Here is a 19,772-nt window from a genome sequence, read left to right as displayed (position 1 = left end):
GGCGCCAGCGACATCAGCAAGATTCTTGCCACGCTGTGGAGAGCATAAACAATAACCGGGCTAACAGGAAAGACCCCCGGACTCCAGATGGAATCCGAAGATGGATTACTGTAGAACGGGTCTGGCGGGATTGAAGGCGGCTCTGCTTTCACGCTCCTTAATCGGCCGGGCTTCTACGAGATCGCCCTGTTCCGCCACCGGCGAAACCTTGAAAATCGCCACCGAGTTCGCCAGATAACGTGCCTGATCCTGCAGGGAGCCGGCAGCAGCAGCGGCCTGCTCCACGAGGGCCGCATTTTGCTGGGTAACTTCATCCATTTGCGAAACCGCCAGATTCACTTGATCGATGCCCATCGACTGCTCCTCGGATGCGCTGGCGATTTCCTTCATGATTTGCGTTACGCGGCCGACGGATGAGAGCAATTCTTCCATGGTTCGACCCGCCCCCTCAACTTGCCCGGCGCCGTCATCAATCTCGGACAGCGAATTCTCAATAAGCTTCTTGATTTCTTTTGCCGCCTCGGCGCTACGCTGGGCCAGCGACCGCACTTCCGCGGCCACCACGGCAAAGCCTCTGCCTTGCTCACCGGCGCGCGCCGCTTCCACCGCCGCGTTCAATGCCAGGATATTGGTCTGGAACGCAATGCTGTCGATCACGCCCACTATTTCGCCAATTTTTCCCGAGCTCGCCGAAATGCGCTGCATGGTTTCCACGACGCCTGCAACGGCTTGACCGCCACGATGTGCGACGTCAGAGGCCGTATCGGCCAGGGCAGTTGCCTGACGGGCGTGATCGGTATTCTGCTTCACGGTTGCAGCAAGCTGATCCATGCTGGCCGCTGTTTCCTGCAAGGAGGCGGCCTGTTGCTCGGTTCGGCTGGACAAATCCGCGTTACCCGAGGCTATCTCGGTGGCTCCTACGTTGATCTCGTCCACCCCGGCGCGCACCGCTGAAATGGCGCGTTCCAGATTGCGTTGAGTCCGCTTGAGGTTATCAAGCAAGGCATGGACCTCGTTCTTGCTTTTGGCAGGTACATCGTCAATGCGGTTACTGAGGTCGCCCGCGCCCAGCCTTTCCATGATTTCGATGACTTGCCGTACTGGTCGAAGAATCCGCGACACACCGAAACCGACCAATAGCGATATCAGCAAGGTTCCGACCAGCATCAGGGCCAGCTGAATGGCTAAGTGCTCGTAGCTCTTTAGCAGGAAGGCGTTCTGGTCCCCTACTCCGTAGAGAATCCAGTTCCAGTTTTCCACGGTACGCCAGGCCATGAACCTGGCGGTATTTTCCGTGCCCATGTTCAAGCCGGAAAAACCGCTAGGTTGCGCATAGAGACGCTCGAGCGTGGCAACATCGCCGGCCGGCATGCTTGCCGCCAAAGGCTCACCCGGCTTTCCTTGCGATCCGGCGACCTGCAGCCACTGCTTGCCGTCGCTTGAACGCTGCAGGATGCCCAGCGAGCCATACTCGGCCACCTTGGCCTTGGCCACCGTCTGCAGAACAGCATCGACCTGCGCGTGTACGTCGACTCGCACCGAGAAACCGCCATATACGTTCCCGGAATCATCCTTCAAAGGCTTTATGCTCATGGCGTACCACTTGCCATTGCGTTGAACCAATCCACTGTACGGCTCGCCGCTATCGAGCGTACGCGCCAGCAGGTCCTTGCTGTCCACCGTACTACCCAACCGTATATTGCCTTGTCCATCGCGCAACAAGGTTGCCACGCGCACCCATTTATCACCGGACCGCACAATGATGGCGGGATCGGCACCCGTGTTTGCGTTGATACGCAGCAATGTATCGACATCGCCGTTGACGATGCGGTCTTCGACGACCATCAGGGGCACTTCACCGCCTTCCTCGGTATCAATGGTGCCGCCATCCAGGACTGGAATGCCGCCCAGCTCGCGTTCCATTACGGGAATGAGCTCCTGGCCGCGTGCACTGGCGCTGGTAAATACGATTTGCAGCGACCTGTCCGTCCCGTCGAGAGCCGCCGTCAATTCCCGCTGTACGGCCTCAACGGCGGCAAGCCGGCTTTGCCACGCCATTGCGGCCGTCACCACCAACATCACAATGGCCGTCACGACCGACGTTGCCCGAAACATCCGCAATGCCAGCGATTGCCTGGACATCCATCCTTTGTCTACCACCTTGTTTCTTGTTTTAGTGTTCGCCACAGTTGCCTCCATGATGGCCCTGCCGTTGAATGCACGATTTATATTCAATTAACGGCGTCATCATGAGGTTCTTTACGCAGATTGGCGCTAGGGATTTCCCTGCATGGTGTTAAGTCGCGACAGGGAGTAGTCTGCAAAATGCTGTATTCAAAACTCGGAGGCTCCAATGAAACACCTGTTAAGTGTTCTTATATTGGCGGTGGCCGCCGGCACCTCTGCCATGGCGGCAGACGTACCAATCAAGAAAAGCGGCAATATCCTGGTGGACCAGAACGGAATGACTCTGTACACCTTCGACAAAGACACGCCCAATAGTGGAAAAAGCGCCTGCAATGGCGGTTGCGCCACCAATTGGCCACCAGCCACCGCCGGATCGGGCGCCAGCTCCAGCGGCGATTTTACGGTCATCACCCGGGACGACGGCTCAAAGCAGTGGGCGCACCAAGGCAAGCCCCTATACCTCTATAAAGAAGATACCAAGCCAGGCGAAACTAAGGGCGAGGACTTCAAAAGTGTCTGGCATACGGTCAAGGACTGACACATAGCGCAAGACGAAGGCACGTCTCACAAAAAGCCAGCCCCCTGATGCCAGACCGCTTTTAGCGGCTGCAATCAGGGGGCTTTTACGCCGAAATCAGGCAGAATCGGGCTACAAATATCTGTAACGCTTAATCAAGCTTGATATTGGCCTGGTGGGCTACCGTCTTCCATTTAGCGATTTCCGATTCGACGAAAGTGCGCAGCTCCGCGGGGCTGGAGCCGATTACGTCGGCCCCGATACCGTCGAGCTGGGTCTGGACTTTAGGGTCCTTCAAGACTTGCGCAAAGGCTGCCGACAATTGATCGATAACGGGCTGGGGCGTGCCGGCGGGTACGAAAATGCCATTCCACTCGTAAGAAGCATAACCATCCAGCCCCGATTCAGCCAGGGTTGGGACATTGGGCATCAATTTAGAGCGTTCAGTTCCGCCCACTGCAATTGCGGTCAGTTTGCCGTTCCGGATGTGATTCCATGAAGAACCCAGGCTTGCAAACATCAAAGGCACTTGGCCGCCCATGACATCAATCATGGCGGGACCGCCCCCTTTGTAGCCCACGTGCATCAACTGGGTTCCGGCCTTGACGTTGAACAATTCACCGGCCAGATGCTGCGCCGAGCCGATTCCGGACGATGCATAGTAAGGAGGATCCGTCGCATCCTTGCCTTTCTTTATCAACTCCGCCACCGACTTCAATGGCGAATCAGGATTGATGACCAATACATTCGGTACTTTCAGCAATAAGGAAACAGGCTCGAAGTCTTTGATCGCGTCAAAAGGCATCTTGCTTCTAAGCGCGGGATTCTGGGCAAAATTGGAGGCGTCCAACATGATGGTATAGCCATCGGGTTTCGCCCGGGCAACGTAGGCACCGCCTATCATTCCGCCTGCACCGCCTTTGTTCTCGATGACCACGGGTTGACCAAGCACCTTGGCCAGCTCAGGGCCCATGACACGCGCAACAGTATCTACCGTTCCTCCTGGCGGGTAAGTTACCACCAGGGTAATGGCTTTATCCGGGTAGGCGGCAGCAGTCCCGAAAGCGGCAGCCATGGCGGCCGCTACGACAAGGCGCGTACAAACGCCGATGGATGTGGTGGATTTTTTGGCAACTGCCATGTAATTCTCCTAAAACTTGAATAATGATTTCGGCGTGTCGCAAAGCATTTGCAATACATCGTCAGGATTCTCAATACTGTTGATAAGCCAGTTCAAACTGGCACGATAGCTGGTGAGCGTCTCATGTTCCGTATGAGGCCAGTCGCTGCCCCACATCAGTCTCTGCGACGAAAAATGCTGCATAAACAGCCCCACCATGATCTTTAGCTGCTCGTTGTTCTGTTCTGGCCAGATCCGATATTCGGCGGACAGCTTTACCCACACCCGTCCTGTCGCGGCGTATTCAAGCAGGGCTTGCACCTTGCCTGGTTCAAAGTCCATGTTGAAATCCGGTCTGCCAAAGTGATCCACCACTATCTTGCATCCTCGAGCGAGCAAGGGGTTCGCTACACTCGGCAATTGCTCGATCGGACAATGCACTTCCACATGCCAGTCAAGCACATTTACCATCTCGAGCAGCCGCTGCCAGGCCGCAGCCCTTAAGTCCGGGGGATCGATGCCAAACAAGTTCAGGCGTATACCCACTACTCCAGCGTCATTCATGGACTTGAGCTGACCGACATCATGTTCCGGGTCAAGCACCACGACACCGCGGCACCGCCCTTGCGCCCGCTCAAGCGACGCCAGCAGAAAACTGTTATCGCGCCCTAGAAAACTGGGCTGTACCAGAACCCCGTGCGAAAAGCCATTTGCGTCCAGCAAAGCCAGATACGTATCGAGCGTTGCGTCGTAGTCGGGTGGATGCCGACGCGTGGGCAACACATTCAATCCGGAATGAAATACATGGGCGTGAGTGTCGACCATCTTGCCCGACAGGTCGGCAATAAGCAGGTGTGTTTTCATTCACAACTCGAAAATTTTCGAATCCTTCAAAAGGACTCGTGCTATGGAAATGACAAAAATACGTAATCGCTATGGAACTGGTCGCATTCTAGATAAAAATTACATATTGTTCTATTATTGAAACGATATTTATTCATAATGTTTTAATATGCAACTAAGTCAATTACGACACTTCATGGCAGTGATTGAACATGGCACCCTCAGCAAAGCATCCGAAAAACTGGATATCGCGCAGCCGGCCCTAAGCCAATCCATCAGCCGAATGGAGAAAAGCCTCGGCGTCATATTGTTCGAGCGGTCCCGGCGCGGAGCAAGCCCTACCGTCGCGGCGCAAGCCATTGTTGACGATGTGCGTCATGGATTATTGAAGCTGGCGGAGGCCGAACAAAAAGCAAGGGCCACCCAAGCGGGGCGCGCCGGGCTCCTGAAGATAGGCTTAGTATCGTCTGCATTGTTTGATGCGCTTCCCAGGGCCTTGAAGAAAATCAAGGAACTGGCGCCCGGCCTGACCCTGGAGCTTTTCGAAATGGGAAATGAAGAACAAGCCAAAGCGCTGGAACAGGGCATCATAAACGTCGGGTTGATGCACTCCCCGATCGCGATCAATGGACGCACACATCAAAAAATCCTGAGCCAGGACAAATTGATAGCTGCCGTACCCGAGAAACTGGCCAGGCATAAAAGAGGCAGAATCACCCTGGAGGAAATGGCGCAGTACGGGCTGATTCTTTATCCAAGAGAACAGCTGCCCCACATGTATTTTGGCATTGCCGAAGCGATCCGCAAGCGGAAATGCGAACTCAAGGTCAACCAGCACGCCAATCGAACCATGACGGTGCTGGCCTGCGTGGCAGGAGAGATGGGTATCGGCCTGCTGCCGAGCTGGATTCAGTCAGTAAGCTTTCCGGGAGTGGATTTTTGCGAAATCGACAATGGCCATGACTTGCCCTCTTTTGATTTGCTCGCGGTGTCCACTCCCCAGTACAAGACCATGCTGGACTACTTTTAATCGTTACATTACCGCGCTCATGGCACGCTGAAGAAATTCCGGCACTGACATCGCCTGGCCATTAAGGTCGACTTTGTCATTTTCATACAGGATCGCAGCGCTTGCCGTGTCGCCCTCAACGACGACAAGGCCGGCGCCACTCAGGCGTGCGACGTACTGATCGTAAATCATGGCGCCCAATATTTGCATCTGCTGCGCTTGCTGCGGATCGCTTTCTACCTGACCAAATGCCTGGATGAGCATGGGCTTGGAAATGGTGAGATCGAGTTTCACCCGCTTCAGTACTTCGGCAAGCAATACATCGGTGCGCTGTTCCTGTGCATTGCTCGGGCTGGCAAGATCAAGGTGCAAGCCGGCCTTGCTTTCGCCATGTGCATTCTTCCAGATTAGCGGATCAATGGAAACCGATGGGCTGGAAGCCAGTAAGGCAACCAGCTTTTCACGCATGACAGCTTCTTCGGCGTCGGTAAGCACCAGTTCCTCGTCAGCGGAAATATCAGCCCTGGCGACAATCGCATCGTACGTCTTGCCCAACTCGGTCAGTGCATCGACATCGAGCTGGCGCGCCTTGGCGCCTACCGATACGCTGCCCAGGTCAATCTCGCCGACAGCAATACGACCAAAATCGTAACGTAATGCGCCGTCCAGCAACTTGCCTTTTTGCTGGCTATCCACGGCCATGGCAATTTTCTCCAGTACCACGGCGCCGCCGTCCGGACTGTCTATGGCCAGGGAATCGACCGTCGCGCTACTCTGCGTCGATACGTCGTTTTCGTTGGACATCGTGGTTTTGCTGCTGCCCTGGATGTTCTTGATCAGCAGGTTTTCACCCGATTGCTCATTGGTGATCGAGAAAGAGGCGACCTGACCCGTCGCGGTATTGTCATTGAAGTCATTGGTGAAATCCATCTCGATGGCGCCGCCACTGAAGGATATCTTTTCGCCGTCCTCAACCAGTTCAGCCGGGGAGAAACTCCAGACGGACTTGCCCGTGCCACCAAAACCCACGCGGGTCTCAATATTCAAGGGGGACTTGCCATTCTGGCTATCGAACCACTTCTGGGTCGCCGGCGTAGCAAGCAGGTGTGCCTGGCTATGCGCGAGCATGGGCATGAAATCGCCCGAACTCAATGCGCTGACGGGTAGCGGCCCATGCTGCAGCTTATCGTGCAGTTTCAGTTCCAGCGGCTTGCCGTCTTCGTCTTTCAGGAACAAGGTATAGCTCACCTCGGACGAGAACCAGCCGCGCTGATAATCGTTGATTTCTATCCTGATGCTGTTGGTGCCCATGTCAGCCCCGAGCATCTTGACCACGCGTTCATTGGCCTGCGCCACAACCCGCTCTACAGCGGCTTGTGCCTGCTTTCCCACATACCAGGTGGCGCCCAGATAGGCTACGCCCAGAATTACCACTACCCCAACTACACCAGTGCTTTTCTTCATTATGTTCCTGTTCTATTTCATTGCAGCGGGACCACGCGCGCGCGGCGCGCAGGACAATCAAGGCCAAAATCGTGGGGCCCATTTAACCACGATGGGGCACGGCCCCCTGGATATTACCAACGGTGTTTCAAGCTTCGGCGTCTGGTTGACTGCCAGGGGCGGCCTGTTGGAAGGCGGGTAGTTCGGCACATGCGGCGTCGATACGCGTGATGGTGGGCATGGCGCCCAGATCGCAATTAAAGCGACGCGCATTCGCCAGCTGCGGCACCAGGCACACATCAGCAAACGACGGCTGGTCGCCATGGCAATATCGGCCAGTGGCCGGATGCCCGGCCAGCATCGCCTCGACCGCAGCCAATCCTTGCTCTGCCCAATGACGGTACCAGGCATTCTTGGCCTCTTCGTCGACCTTGAGTTCATGCTTCAGGTACTTCAACACCCGCAGATTATTGAGCGGATGGATATCGCAGGCAATGAACTGTGCAATGGCCCGCACCCTGGCACGCTGTCTTGCATCGACGGGCAACAGGGGCGGATTGGGATGAGTTTCTTCCAGATACTCGAGGATGGCCATCGACTGCCCAAGCGCCCAGTCGCCTTCCTGCAGGGTGGGCACCAGGCACGTAGGATTCAGCTCGCGGTACGGCGCAGCCAGCTGCTGGCCGCCGTCCTTGAGCAAGTGCACCGGCACGGTCTCGTATGGCAAATTCTTGAGATTCAAGGCAATCCGGACACGGTACGCGGCTGAACTGCGAAAGTAACCATAAAGTTTCATCAGGCTTCCTTGACTTTGCGCGAGAGTTCCTTGGGCAGCGGGAACGATACGTTCTCGGGTGTACCGGCCAGCGTGCGCACGGAAGCAGCCCCAAGCTCCTTGAGACGGACGATAACCTGGTTGACCAATACTTCAGGTGCCGATGCGCCCGCTGTAACGCCGACGCGCCTGGTCTGGGCTAGCCATGCGGGATCTATCATTTCGGGGCCGTCGATAAGATAAGCGGCCGCTCCCTTGCGTTCCGCCACTTCGCGCAAGCGATTCGAATTTGAACTGTTGGGGCTTCCCACCACCAACACAAGATCGCAGTCAGGCGCCATGATCTTGACGGCATCCTGACGATTCTGCGTGGCATAGCAGATATCGCTTTTCTTGGGTTCAATAATGGTGGGAAAACGATTTCGCAAAGCCTGTGCCACCTCGGCCGCGTCGTCGACCGACAACGTGGTTTGAGTTACAAAGGCGAGATTCTCGGGATCGCTCACTTGCAAGGAGGCCACATCGGCAGAGGTTTCTACCAAATACATGCCGCCGTCCGCCTGGCCCAGCGTACCCTCCACCTCGGGGTGCCCCCGGTGACCGATCATAATGATTTCACGGCCGGCCGCACGCATCTTTGCCACCTCGATATGGACTTTGGTCACCAGCGGACACGTCGCATCGAACACTTTCAAGCCCATTTCGGCAGCTTCGGCGCGTACCGCCTGCGCAACGCCATGAGCCGAGAACACGACAATAGAACCGGCAGGCGCTTCGTGAAGCTCGTCGATGAAAATCGCGCCTTTCTGCTTGAGGTCCTGGACCACATAGCGGTTGTGGACAATTTCGTGGCGCACATAGATGGGCGCGCCGTGCAGCTCAAGCGCCCGCTCGACAATATCGATGGCGCGATCCACACCGGCACAAAAGCCTCGTGGCTGAGCAAGCACGACCTCGATATCGGCATGCACAGGACTTTGATCGGACATTACAGGACTCCAAGCAGGGACACTTCAATGCGCAGGTCGGCACCGGCCAACGGATGATTGAAGTCGAACAAGGCAGTATCGTCGTTGATTTCCTTTAGGACACCGGAATAACGGCCACCGTTAGGCGCCGAAAACTCCACCATGTCGCCGGCTTCGAACTGGGACTCGGGGTCGGCATTCTGGGCCATCATGGCCCGGGTGACACGTTGCAGCAGCTCGGGATTGCGATCGCCGTAAGCCTGGGCCGCGGGCAGGTCGAAGGAAAAGCGTTCGCCTTCGGCATGATTCAGCAAGGCTTCCTCCATGCCGGGAGCCCATTGGCCCATGCCCATCTGCAAGGTGGCCGGACGTTCGCCAAAGGTGTCGGCGAACACCGAACCGGCCGCCGGTCCTGAGACGAGTTCAATACGATAGTGCAGGGTCAGGTAGGAGTCGGGTTGAACACGAACCGAAGCTGAGTCGGGAGTAGAGGTCAAATCTTTCACCGTAGAAAAGCGTTGCTATTGCCCTATTTTAGAGCGTCTTATGAGACTTCACACGCGCAGCGCCGCAAGGTGAGAATCAGGCCGCCGTCCCGGCATCGTCGACCGCCTTCAGGATCTTGCCGAACAGATCGTTGGCGTGTTCGGAATTCAGCCAACGGACTACCACCACCATTTGGCGCTCGGGCTCGATCCACGTAAACGAGCTGCCCGCGCCTATAGCGAAGTAACTGGTCTCGGGCACGTTGGCGAACACCTTGCGATCGTGGTTCAGCCACACCAGGTAGCCGTAGTACGGCGCGAGTTCGGACGCAGTGCGCATACGCTGCAACCATTGCGACGAGAGCACACGCTTGCCCCTGGCCATACCGTCATCAAGCATTACCTGGCCTATCAGGGCCTGGTCTTCGGCGCTGATGGACATACCACCGCCCCAATGGGTGCCTCCCGGTACCGACTGCACCTTCTGTCCGGCTATATCTACCCATGCATTGTCGTAGCCCACCCATTTCCAGTTCTCGGAAAGGCCTGCCTGCCGGGCAATTTTTTCACGAAAGACATCCGGCAACGGTTTCTGGAACAAATGCAAAAGCGCCAAGGAAAGCTGGTTTATACGAACGTCGTTATATTCCCAGTACGTTCCGGGCGCCTGTAGCGGGCGGGGGTCACCTTTCTTGCCGCCAGGCGCGGCACCAAAGGTGACGGCACGATAGCGGTCGACCTGATCCGGCACCCCGAACAGCTCGCCCTCCCATTCACTGGTTTGCTGCAACAGGTGTTCCCAGGTGATGAGGGCGTTATTGCCTTCGTCGAAGCCGATACCTGGCACACGAACGCGCACCGGTTCATTTACATCGGGTAAGAGACCCTGATCATGTGCGACACCAGCAAGCAAGGCCAGATACGTTTTCGCGACACTGAAGGTCAGGTCGGCACGCTGCGGCTCGCCCCAGGACGTCAGGGTCTTGCCCTTCAGGGTAATGACACCTGATACAGGCCCCCGGGCGTGGACAGGGCCCAATAGGCGGTTCCATGGAGGTGGATCCTGCACGTGCACTCCCCATGCGCCATCTACGTCGCGGTCCCAGGTAGTCTCGTGATCGATGGCGAACTGCACGGCTTCCTGCATGGACGAATTCGGCATGGGACATTTCCTTTCCAGTACAAGGGAATACCTGGTAAACAAAACCCAGGCTCGAATTGATAATAAGGAAACACGAGCAGGCGTGCAAGCAGTACATCTCCTATACCGCTACTCCTTGAATCGCTTATCTGGCTGCTCGCAGCACGCCCCCAACGAGCATCTTCCTCCTGCTGTGCTCCGGGAAGGCCTGTGCATCATGACAGGCCTGTATTGGGACATGGGCGCTGGCGGCACACCTGAATCCACAGAGGGGTAAAAGCCAGAACGGACAAAAGCTTGCCCGGGCGCCGGAATAAAAGCCGAAATCTGTCAACGTAGCGCTTCCGTTACGGTTTCTATATTGAGCTCTCTATGACACTACGCGCATCACGTCCCCAGGCCGAGCGCCCTCGCGAACGCCTGCTCGCTCATGGCGCCCATGTTTTGACGTCGCCGGAACTCCTGGCCATCCTGTTACGAACCGGCATCCGCGGTTGCGATGCGGTCGGCCTTGGCCACCAGCTTATCGAGCGGTTCAATGGCTTGCGAGGCTTGCTGTCGGCCGATGCCCAGACATTATTAGGCATCACTGGGCTGGGCACGGCCAAGACCTGTGAATTGCTGGCCATCAATGAACTTAACCGCAGAGCCCTCGAAGAAGACCTGAAAACGGGGCAGGCGCTGGACCAGCCCCAACGCGTCAAACACTACTGCAGCGCCAAACTCGGTCATTTATCGGTTGAGCACTGCATGGCCCTGTACCTGGACAGCCAGTTCCGCCTGATCGTCTCCGAGGAAATATCGCGAGGCACGCTTACACAGGCGTCAGTGTATCCGCGCGAGGTTATCAAGGCCGGCCTTAAACACCATGCCGCTGCCCTGATCCTTGCGCATAATCACCCATCGGGCGTATCGGAACCCAGCGAAGCCGACCTGGCGCTCACCCGGCACTTGAAACACGCACTGGCTCTCGTCGACATTCGACTGCTCGATCATCTCATCGTTACTGCCTGCGGCGCCATCTCGCTGGCCGAACGTGGGCAGCTTTGACTGACCACGAAAAAATGGAAGCCAGACACGGCTAAAAATACGCCATGCGCGTTTACCCTGAGATCTTTGAAAAACCATCCTAGGGCTTACCCGAGATTACGTATATAAGAAACCCCCGGTTTTCAAATGGCTAATTGCGTAGGGAAATCTTGCTTCTTACACTGGACCGGTTTCAACGCGAGTCAGCTGGATCGATCCTCCGGGCATGGTGTCCACGATGACCGCGGTTTTCAGCTTCGCAACTTCCTAAGGACAGTTCGTGTTTCTCAACATCCTCCCACTTGCACTGGTCGATGGCATCGCTTATGCCTGCCTCCTGTTTCTAGTGTCTATGGGCCTGACGCTGATTTTCGGCGTAATGGGCATATTGAACGTTGCACATGGGGCTTTCTACGCCTTTGGCGGTTATGCGGCGGCATCGTTCATCATGATGATCGCACCCTCCACCGAATCAGCGTGGATCCCGCTGATCTCGCTTTTCCTGGTTGCCATCGTCGTTGGTACCGTACTCGGCGGCCTGATGGAGGTGCTGCTCATTCGCCGCGCCCAAGGCTACGACCCCATACTGAAGCTGCTGCTTACCTTCGGGGCGCTCCTGATGCTGGAAGACATACAACGCATGATCTGGGGTGCCCAGCCTTATAGCGCAAGCGAAGTGGTCAACCGTCTGGGCAATATCGAACTGGGCGGGATCACCTACACCACTTATCAATTGGTGGTGGTACCCGTGACGGCGCTAGTCGCGTACGTTAGCCTGGAATACTTTCTGCGCCACACGAACCTGGGCAAACAGATAGTCGCCATCACACATCATCGGGAAGTCGCCACATCGCAGGGCATCAACGCCAGCAAGATCGGCCTGATTACTTTCATCATTGGCGCCATTCTTGGAGTCCTGGGCGGCGCCCTGGCTGCGCCCACCACTTCGCTGGTTCCCGGCGCCGGCGCCGACATGATCGTGCTGTCGTTTGCAGTGGTAGCAACTGCGGGCCTGGGACAAATCACCGGGGCACTCGTTGCCGCCTTGTTGATCGGCATCATTCGTTCAATATCCGTATACATGGCTCCGGAATTCGAGGTGGCCGTACCCTACATCATCATGGGCCTGGTATTGCTTGTCCGTCCGCATGGGCTGTTCACTGTTGCGCAAGCGAGGACGATCTAATGATTTACGCAATCAGCATAATCGGTGCAGCACTTGCACTTGGCGTTGGATACGCATTGCCCTGGACCATCACGCCCATCATCATCGGAATCACCTACGCGATCGCCGCGCTTGGCGTATCAGTGATGATGCGTGCTGGTCAGGTATCGTTCGGCCACGCCATGTACGCTTGCATCTCGGCCTACACCGTTGCCTTTCTGGCCCGTGCTTACCCAAGCCTGGACGTCATCGTACTGGTCTTTGCCGGAGTACTGGCGGCGATGGTGGCCAGCGCCCTCATCGGTGTATTCATGGTGCGCTATCGCGGTATCTTTTTCGGAATGCTGAACCTTGCGTTGAGCATGGTGCTCTTTGCACTATTGGGCAAGCTGTACCACATCACTGGCGGCACGGACGGCTTGCGCATCCAGCGTCCCACGATACTCGGCATGGAGCTGGAGCGCGCGCCGTATGAATTCGTACTGCTTATTATCGCCATAGTCATCGCCCTTGCGCTCGCCTGGTGGATCCAACGCTATTTCCGCTCTGGAAACGGCGAAGCGCTCGCCGCGATCAAGACGAACGAAACACGTCTGGAATATCTGGGTTTCTCGGCCTACGCCGTGATGTGGCGTGGCTATCTGCTTTCAGCAATCGTAGTGGGCTTTTCGGGCAGTTTGCTCGCGCTTATACAAGGCCTGGTCACCCCCGACATCAGCGTATGGCTGCGCTCTGGCGAATATGTATTCATTGCCATCCTGGGCGGAGCCGGCCATGCCCTGGGCGCCTTTCTGGGAGCGCTGGTGTTCGAGGCTGTCAAGCTGGCTTCCACCGCCTACTTTCCCGGACTGTGGCAATTCATTTTGGGCCTGACACTTATCGTGGTGATATTCCTGTTCCCCACAGGATTCATCGGGCAGCTTGCCAAGCGCATTAAACTCTAACGGACGGGAAGCAGAAGCAATGCAGCCTTTAGTCAAGACCACCGGCCTGAATCTGGCTTTCGGCGCCGTAATCGCCGCCAACAATATCGATTTCGAACTACATACCGGCGAACGCCTGGCAGTGATCGGCCAGAATGGCGCGGGCAAGACGACCTTCATCAACATCTGCACAGGCTACTTGAAGCCGGCCTCCGGCACAGTCACCTTCGACGGCCATGACATCACCGGCATGGCACCACGCAAGATAGTGCGCCTGGGGATGGGGCGCTCATTCCAGTTGCCGCAATTGTTCACCGAGCATACCGTGCGCGAGTGCATACAGATTGCGGCGGCCCGCCAGAATGCGCGGCTAAGCGCGTTCAAGCCACTGGCAGCGACCATAAACAGCAACGACGTGGAAAGCACGCTGGAGCTCGTTGGACTGCGCGACGACGCCAATGCCATCTCCAGCGATCTACCGGAAGGCAAGCGCAAGCTGCTGGATGTGGCCATGGCGCTGGCTTTAAAACCCAAGCTGCTCATCATGGACGAGCCCACCAGCGGCGTGGCGTCCGAAGATAAACACGACCTGATGCAAACCGTCATGAACGCGCTCGAACAACGAAAAGTCACCAGTTGGTTCGTCGAACACGACGTGGACATCGTCGCGCAATACGCAACTCGAGTAGCCGCTTGGATCAACGGTGCGATCGTGGCCGATGGTACGCCCGATGAAGTACTGGCCAATCCACAAATCAAGCGCGAAGTATTGGGGAATTGACATATGCTTAAGCTAACCGGCGTCAATGTCGATCTCGCGGGCAATCGAATTCTTCGCGACGTCAACTGCAATTTCGAAAAGGGCACCACGGTAGGCATCGTGGGTCGCAACGGGGCTGGCAAAACCACTCTGCTGCGCACCATCATGGGGTTGACCAAGCTGCACGCAGGCGAAATCCGCCTGGACGAAGTCATGCTCAGCGATCTCCCCGGCCATGCGCGCGCCGGCCATCAAATCGGATACTCGCCGGAAGACCGGGTCATCTTCCCCACCATGTCGGTGGAAGAGAACCTGCGTCTGCCCTGCCATGCCACCAAGCAGTCCAAGCAAGCCATTGACCGCCGGCTGGAGGTCGTACTGGAAGTCGTACCCGATCTCGAGCCCATGCTCAAACGCTCGGGCTCCGCACTTTCTGGCGGGCAAGGCAAGATGGTGGCCTTGGGCCGGGCACTCATGGTCGGCACACGCCTGCTGTTGCTGGATGAGCCGTTCCAGGGCCTGGCGCCCAAGCTGGGCTTAATCTACACCGACGCGCTCAGCCGGCTGAAAGCCATGCAACCTGATATTTGCGTGGTGATCACTGAATCGAACGTCAAATTGCTGGGCCATATCCCTGACCGGATATGGACTATCGAACGAGGCTCGATCGAGCTTCAACAAACTCTGTAAAAGACAGGAAAGCGTTATGACCCAAATGATTATCGACGGCCAGAAAACGGACGCCGCCAGCAAGCAGACCATAGACGTCGTTTCGCCAAGCGACGGCAACGTGTTCACGACTATCCCCCGTGGGGATGCGGCCGACGTGGATCGCGCCGTCAAGGCCGCCCGCCAGGCGTTGAACAGCGAATGGGGCAAGACACCCGCCTTCGAACGCGGCCGCCTGCTGACGAAGCTGGGACAGGCAGTGCTCGACCATCACGAAGAACTGGCTCAACTCGAGGCCCGGGACACCGGCAAGCCGATCTCCACCGCCCGCGGCGATATCACCGTGCTGGCACGCTATTTTGAGTTCTACGGTGGCGGTGCCGACAAGGTACACGGGCAAACCATTCCTTTCCTTAACGGCTATTCCGTACAAATCGTTCGCGAGCCATTAGGCGTCACGGCTCACATCATCCCGTGGAACTATCCGGCACAAATGTTTGGCCGCAGCGTGGCGCCTGCGTTGGCCATGGGCAATGCCGCGGTCGTCAAGCCGGCGGAGGACGCTTGCCTGTCGATACTGCGCGTCGCCGAGCTGGCCCTGGAGGTCGGCTTCCCCGCCGGCGCACTCAATGTAGTGACTGGCTTGGGCGAAGAAGCAGGCGCCGCCGTCTCCGGCCACCCAGGCATCAATTTTGTCTCCTTCACCGGGTCCAATGAAGTAGGCGTTCTCATACAGCAGGCGGCCGCGCTCAACGCCGTGAAATGCGTGCTGGAACTGGGTGGAAAATCAGCCCATGTGGTATTTGATGACGTGGACTTCAAGCAAGCCATTCCCGCTATCGTGCGTGGAATCGTGCACAACACCGGACAGACATGCACGGCCGGCAGCCGCCTGCTCGTGCAAAAAGGCGTGCATGACGAGTTCCTTAAGGTCTTGGCCGAAGAGTTCTCCAAGACGCGCGCGGGCACGCCGGAAATGGACCTCACGTGCGGCCCGGTGGTTAACAAGAGCCAGTGGGAACGCATCAACCGTTACATCCAGAAGGGTAAAGACGAAGGCTTGACGGTCGTCGCCCAGGGCGCCATCGCCGACGGCGTCCCCGAAGGCGGCTACTTTGTCACACCCACTATTTTCGGCGCGAAGAACCACGATAGCGATTTGTTGATGCAGGAAATTTTCGGGCCCGTGCTGGTAGTCGTACCTTTCGAAACCGAAGCCCAAGCCATCGAGCTGGCTAACGCCACGGAATATGGCCTGATGGCTGCCGTATGGACGGAAAACGGCGGGCGTCAACAGCGTGTGGCCAGGGCCATGCAGGCCGGCCAGGTCTACATCAATAGCTTTGGGGCGGGCGGTGGTGTAGAACTGCCGTTTGGCGGCGTCAAGAAAAGCGGCCATGGCCGTGAAAAAGGCTTCATCGCGCTCGAAGAACTCAGCACAACCAAAACCATCGTTCATCACCACGGCGAGTAATCAAGGAATCACGAAAATGGGTCAACTGGAAGATAAAGTCGCGCTGATCACCGGCGCGGGCAGCGGTTTTGGTGAAGGAACCGCGAAGCTGTACGCCCGCGAAGGAGCCAAAGTCATCATTGCCGACATCAACGAACAGGCGGCCAATCGCGTGGCCTCCGAGATCGGCAGTAGCGCGCTGGCGCTGAAAGGAGACGTGTCAAAACGCGAAGACGTCCAGCGCATGGTCGAGGCGAGCATCAAAGAATTTGGTTCGCTGGACATCGTCATCAACAATGCCGCCATCACGCACAAAAACCAGCCCATGCTGGACGTGGACGAGGCCATGTTCGATCGCATGTTCGAGGTGAACGTGAAGTCCATTTACTACATGACCAACGCCGTGGTGCCCGTGATGCGCAAGCAGGGCAAGGGCGTGATCATCAACATCGGCTCGACGGCCGGCATCCGTCCGCGCCCAGGTCTTACCTGGTACAACGCCACCAAGGGTGCGGTGAACCTGCTGTCCAAATCGATGGCGGTCGAGTTGGGCCCCGATAATATCCGCGTCAATGCCATCTGCCCGGTAATGGGTGTTACCGGTATGTTTGAATTGTTCATGGGACTGCCCGATACGCCGGAAAACCGTGCAAAATTTCAGTCCACCATCCCGCTGGGCCGCTTTTGCAGACCTGAAGACGTGGCCGCCGCCGCACTATTCCTGGCCAGCGACGCTGCCGAGTTCATCACTGGGGTGGAACTTCCAGTAGACGGCGGCCGCACCGTCTAAGCACCAACCACAACGGAAAACGACATGAAAACTCGCGCTGCGCTATTGCGTGAAATGGGAGCTTCCGCCCCCTACGCTCAAACCAGGCCGGTAATGATTACCGACGTCGAGCTGGATCCTCCCGGGCCCGGCGAAGTGCTCATCAAGATCAAGGTGGCCGGCCTGTGCCACTCCGATCTGTCGGTAATCAATGGCGATCGTCCTCGGGCATTGCCGATCGTGCTGGGGCATGAGTCCTCCGCCGAGGTGGTCGAGACGGGCGAGGGCGTGAATGACCTGCGACCCGGAGACCACGTTGTAATGGTGTTCGTGCCCAGCTGCGGCTGCTGCTTTCCGTGCATGAAAGGCCGGCCGGCACTATGCGAACCCGGTGCGGCAGCCAATACCAAAGGCACCCTGCTTTCCGGCGAACGCCGCCTGCATATCGGCGAAGAATATCTCAACCATGCCACCGGCGTGTCCTGCTTTGCGGACTATGCGGTCGTGTCACGCCGCTCCTGCGTGAAGATAAATGCCGACATCAGCCACCGTGAAGCGGCCTTGTTCGGTTGTGCGGTACTCACGGGCGCGGGTGCCGTGATCAACCGCGCCCGCATGCAAGCGGGTGATACCGCTGCGGTGGTAGGCCTGGGCGGTGTGGGCCTGAGCGCGCTGCTGGCCGCCGCGGCGTCGGGCGCCCGCCGTATCGTGGCTGTGGATCTTTCCGACGAAAAGTTGCAGCTTGCCAAAGAGCTGGGCGCAACACACTTGCTCAACCCGCGCCATATCACCAGCGATGCCGACCTGCTGGAGGCTGCTGGCGGTCCCGTGGATTACGGCTTCGACATGGCCGGCGCGGTGCCGGCATTTGAAACCGCGTACAAGTTGACCGCACGAGGTGGATCCACCATTACTTCGGGCCTGCCCAATCCTGGGGCACGCTTTCAGCTTCCACTGGCACAAATAGTGGGTGAAGAACGCGAAATACGAGGAAGCTATCTGGGTTCCGGCGTGCCCGCCATCGATATCACACGCTATATAGATCTTTACAAATCCGGCCGGCTGCCGGTCGATAAGCTCCTGGGAAAAACCTTCACCCTGGATGAAATCAATGAGGGCTTTGATCACCTGGCGTCCGGCAGTAGCCTGCGCGATGCGATCGTTCTGTAGTCTATTTAGGAGACAAACAATGTTATTGAAAAATAAAATCGGCGGCCTCGTTGCCGCCATGATGTTAGCTGCCAGCGGCAGCGCGGCTATCGCGGCCGAAAAGCCGTCTGAACTGAACGTCGGCATTTCCACCTACCTGTCGGGATCGGCCTCCGTTTTTGGCGTCCCTGCCAAAGAAGCCGCTGACATTATCATCGCGGACATGAACGCCAAGGGTGGGATTGGCGGCATCCCGATCAAGGCGACCTACATCGACGAAGGCGGCGGCAGCGAAAAACTGCTGTCCGAGTACCGCCGCTTGGCTGAAGGCAACACAGATGTCATGCTATCGGCCATTTCCAGTGGACACTGCGGCATCGTTGCTCCTGTGGCTGAAGACCTCAAGATCTTGAATATTCTCTGGGATTGCGGCACCCAGAACGCCCTGGAAGGCAAAGAGCTCAAGTACGTGGTGCGTACCCAGGCCAACGCCACCACCGAAATGATCGCCCAGGTTATCTACCTGATGAAGGTCAAGCCCGACTTCAAAACACTGGCCATCGTCAACCAGGATTACGCTTGGGGACGCGATTCGCGCGACATCTTCCTTGCAGCCTTGAAGAAATTCAAGCCCGACGTCAAGGTGGTGGCCGAAATGTTCCCCAAGTTTGGCGCGTCTGACTTTTCGACGGAAATCAGCCGCTTGCAAGCGCTACGCCCTGACGTGATTCTTTCCACGTCGTGGGGTGGCGACCTGGACAACTTCGTGCGCCAGGCCTCGCAACGCAATCTGTTCAAGAACTCCACATTCGTGCTGTCCCTTGCGGAGAGTTCGCTGGAACGCCTGGGCAAAGCCTTGCCCGAAGGTGTGATCGTCGGCGCTCGTGGCGACCACTACTGGCAGCATCCCGAGACCAAGGACGACCCCGCCCACAAGGAGTTCATCAAGAAGTTCCACGACAAGACTGGCGCCTACCCCATCTATTCCGTGTACCACATGGCACAGGCGCTTGCCGGCTTGAAAGCCGGATTTGAAAAAGCCATAGCGGCCAACAACGGTGAATGGCCCACTACCGAACAAGCCGCTGCTGCCATGCATGACGTCAGTTTCAAAGGCTATGGCCGCGAGGTCACCATCAACCGTCCTGACGGCCAAGGCCTGGAAGCCCAGTTATTCGGCATTACCACCTCTTCCGCAGACCATCCTTTCAAGGTACTGAAAGACATAATGATCGTTCCGGCCGATCTGGTAACGCCTCCCGCCGGCGTCAACACCTTTGACTGGATCGAGAAGAATCTGAATGCCGACGTCCTGAAAAGCGACAAATTGACCACGTTCTAATCCGGTCGACCGCGCCTGAATACCG

The 19,772-nt window shown here is 57.2% G+C and carries 20 protein-coding genes; 12 read left to right on the top strand and 8 right to left on the bottom strand.

The genetic code is table 11. The annotated features are described in order from the left end of the window. Nucleotides 1–105 precede the first annotated feature (105 nt). The gene (locus CR159_RS21630) at nt 106–2,187 is read right to left on the bottom strand and encodes a methyl-accepting chemotaxis protein (protein ID WP_199173200.1); all 2,082 of its coding nucleotides are present in this window, start codon (nt 2,185–2,187) and stop codon (nt 106–108) included. Between the two features lie 166 nt (nt 2,188–2,353). Between CR159_RS21630 and CR159_RS01855 the strand changes: the two genes are divergently transcribed. Further along, nucleotides 2,354–2,725, top strand: a complete 372-nt coding sequence (locus CR159_RS01855; protein WP_102072276.1) for a COG4315 family predicted lipoprotein — start codon at nt 2,354–2,356, stop codon at nt 2,723–2,725. A 130-nt stretch (nt 2,726–2,855) separates the two neighbouring features. On the opposite strand, the gene CR159_RS01850 is transcribed toward CR159_RS01855, so the two are convergent. Together CR159_RS01850 and CR159_RS01845 are read right to left on the bottom strand one after the other, a co-directional pair. Further along, complete coding sequence (locus CR159_RS01850) at nt 2,856–3,845, bottom strand: tripartite tricarboxylate transporter substrate binding protein (RefSeq protein ID WP_102072275.1); 990 nt, start codon at nt 3,843–3,845, stop codon at nt 2,856–2,858. A 9-nt stretch (nt 3,846–3,854) separates the two neighbouring features. Then, nucleotides 3,855–4,688 carry an amidohydrolase family protein gene (locus CR159_RS01845; protein ID WP_102072274.1) on the bottom strand — a complete coding sequence of 278 codons (834 nt, stop codon included), beginning with the start codon at nt 4,686–4,688 and terminating at the stop codon, nt 3,855–3,857. Nucleotides 4,689–4,836: 148 nt separating this feature from the next. Here CR159_RS01845 and CR159_RS01840 point away from each other — a divergent pair, with 148 nt between their 5' ends. After that, nucleotides 4,837–5,697 (top strand): LysR family transcriptional regulator, encoded by an 861-nt coding sequence (locus tag CR159_RS01840; protein ID WP_102072273.1) that lies wholly within the window; start codon nt 4,837–4,839, stop codon nt 5,695–5,697. 3 nt (nt 5,698–5,700) lie between these two features. Here CR159_RS01840 and CR159_RS01835 read toward each other — a convergent pair whose 3' ends face one another. The 5 genes from CR159_RS01835 to CR159_RS01815 all read right to left on the bottom strand — a co-directional run bounded on the left by CR159_RS01835 (nt 5,701) and on the right by CR159_RS01815 (nt 10,509). Continuing rightward, nucleotides 5,701–7,140: a YdgA family protein gene (locus tag CR159_RS01835; RefSeq protein ID WP_102072272.1), complete on the bottom strand. Its 1,440-nt coding sequence runs from the start codon at nt 7,138–7,140 to the stop codon at nt 5,701–5,703. 127 nt (nt 7,141–7,267) lie between these two features. Continuing rightward, nucleotides 7,268–7,915: a maleylacetoacetate isomerase gene (gene maiA / locus CR159_RS01830; RefSeq protein WP_102072271.1), complete on the bottom strand. Its 648-nt coding sequence runs from the start codon at nt 7,913–7,915 to the stop codon at nt 7,268–7,270. Continuing rightward, nucleotides 7,915–8,883: a 4-hydroxy-3-methylbut-2-enyl diphosphate reductase gene (gene ispH, locus CR159_RS01825; protein ID WP_102072270.1), complete on the bottom strand. Its 969-nt coding sequence runs from the start codon at nt 8,881–8,883 to the stop codon at nt 7,915–7,917. The genes maiA and ispH overlap by 1 nt, the downstream gene beginning before the upstream one ends. Beyond that, complete coding sequence (locus tag CR159_RS01820) at nt 8,883–9,359, bottom strand: FKBP-type peptidyl-prolyl cis-trans isomerase (RefSeq protein ID WP_102072440.1); 477 nt, start codon at nt 9,357–9,359, stop codon at nt 8,883–8,885. The genes ispH and CR159_RS01820 overlap by 1 nt, the downstream gene beginning before the upstream one ends. Nucleotides 9,360–9,444: 85 nt before the next feature. Beyond that, the gene (locus CR159_RS01815; RefSeq protein WP_233208129.1) at nt 9,445–10,509 is read right to left on the bottom strand and encodes a serine hydrolase domain-containing protein; all 1,065 of its coding nucleotides are present in this window, start codon (nt 10,507–10,509) and stop codon (nt 9,445–9,447) included. An 82-nt stretch (nt 10,510–10,591) separates the two neighbouring features. Between CR159_RS01815 and CR159_RS21500 the strand changes: the two genes are divergently transcribed. The 10 genes from CR159_RS21500 to CR159_RS01765 all read left to right on the top strand — a co-directional run bounded on the left by CR159_RS21500 (nt 10,592) and on the right by CR159_RS01765 (nt 19,747). Then, on the top strand, nt 10,592–10,765 hold the full coding sequence (locus tag CR159_RS21500; RefSeq protein ID WP_158238486.1) for a hypothetical protein: 174 nt from the start codon (nt 10,592–10,594) through the stop codon (nt 10,763–10,765). 95 nt (nt 10,766–10,860) lie between these two features. Next, nucleotides 10,861–11,538: a RadC family protein gene (radC, locus tag CR159_RS01805; protein ID WP_102072267.1), complete on the top strand. Its 678-nt coding sequence runs from the start codon at nt 10,861–10,863 to the stop codon at nt 11,536–11,538. 259 nt (nt 11,539–11,797) lie between these two features. Further along, nucleotides 11,798–12,703, top strand: a complete 906-nt coding sequence (locus CR159_RS01800; protein WP_102072266.1) for a branched-chain amino acid ABC transporter permease — start codon at nt 11,798–11,800, stop codon at nt 12,701–12,703. Continuing rightward, entirely contained in the window at nt 12,703–13,626 is a 924-nt protein-coding gene (locus CR159_RS01795) for a branched-chain amino acid ABC transporter permease (RefSeq protein WP_102072265.1), read from the top strand. Before CR159_RS01800 ends, CR159_RS01795 begins: the two co-directional genes overlap by 1 nt. Nucleotides 13,627–13,645: 19 nt before the next feature. Next, the gene (locus CR159_RS01790; protein WP_102072264.1) at nt 13,646–14,386 is read left to right on the top strand and encodes an ABC transporter ATP-binding protein; all 741 of its coding nucleotides are present in this window, start codon (nt 13,646–13,648) and stop codon (nt 14,384–14,386) included. 3 nt (nt 14,387–14,389) lie between these two features. Further along, the gene (locus CR159_RS01785) at nt 14,390–15,055 is read left to right on the top strand and encodes an ABC transporter ATP-binding protein (RefSeq protein ID WP_102072263.1); all 666 of its coding nucleotides are present in this window, start codon (nt 14,390–14,392) and stop codon (nt 15,053–15,055) included. 16 nt (nt 15,056–15,071) lie between these two features. Then, entirely contained in the window at nt 15,072–16,508 is a 1,437-nt protein-coding gene (locus CR159_RS01780) for an aldehyde dehydrogenase family protein (protein WP_102072262.1), read from the top strand. Nucleotides 16,509–16,524: 16 nt separating this feature from the next. Next, nucleotides 16,525–17,277 (top strand): SDR family oxidoreductase, encoded by a 753-nt coding sequence (locus tag CR159_RS01775; protein ID WP_102072261.1) that lies wholly within the window; start codon nt 16,525–16,527, stop codon nt 17,275–17,277. 24 nt (nt 17,278–17,301) lie between these two features. Beyond that, nucleotides 17,302–18,426, top strand: coding sequence for a zinc-dependent alcohol dehydrogenase family protein (locus tag CR159_RS01770; protein WP_102072260.1), 1,125 nt, complete (start codon nt 17,302–17,304; stop codon nt 18,424–18,426). A 19-nt stretch (nt 18,427–18,445) separates the two neighbouring features. Continuing rightward, the gene (locus CR159_RS01765; RefSeq protein ID WP_102072259.1) at nt 18,446–19,747 is read left to right on the top strand and encodes an ABC transporter substrate-binding protein; all 1,302 of its coding nucleotides are present in this window, start codon (nt 18,446–18,448) and stop codon (nt 19,745–19,747) included. Nucleotides 19,748–19,772: the final 25 nt, after the last annotated feature.

Origin of the sequence: Pollutimonas subterranea, from assembly GCF_002849655.1 — a bacterium.
Lineage (GTDB): Bacteria > Pseudomonadota > Gammaproteobacteria > Burkholderiales > Burkholderiaceae_B > Pollutimonas > Pollutimonas subterranea.
Note: the sequence above shows the minus strand (reverse complement) of the source record. Positions and strands in the feature narration are given on the sequence as shown.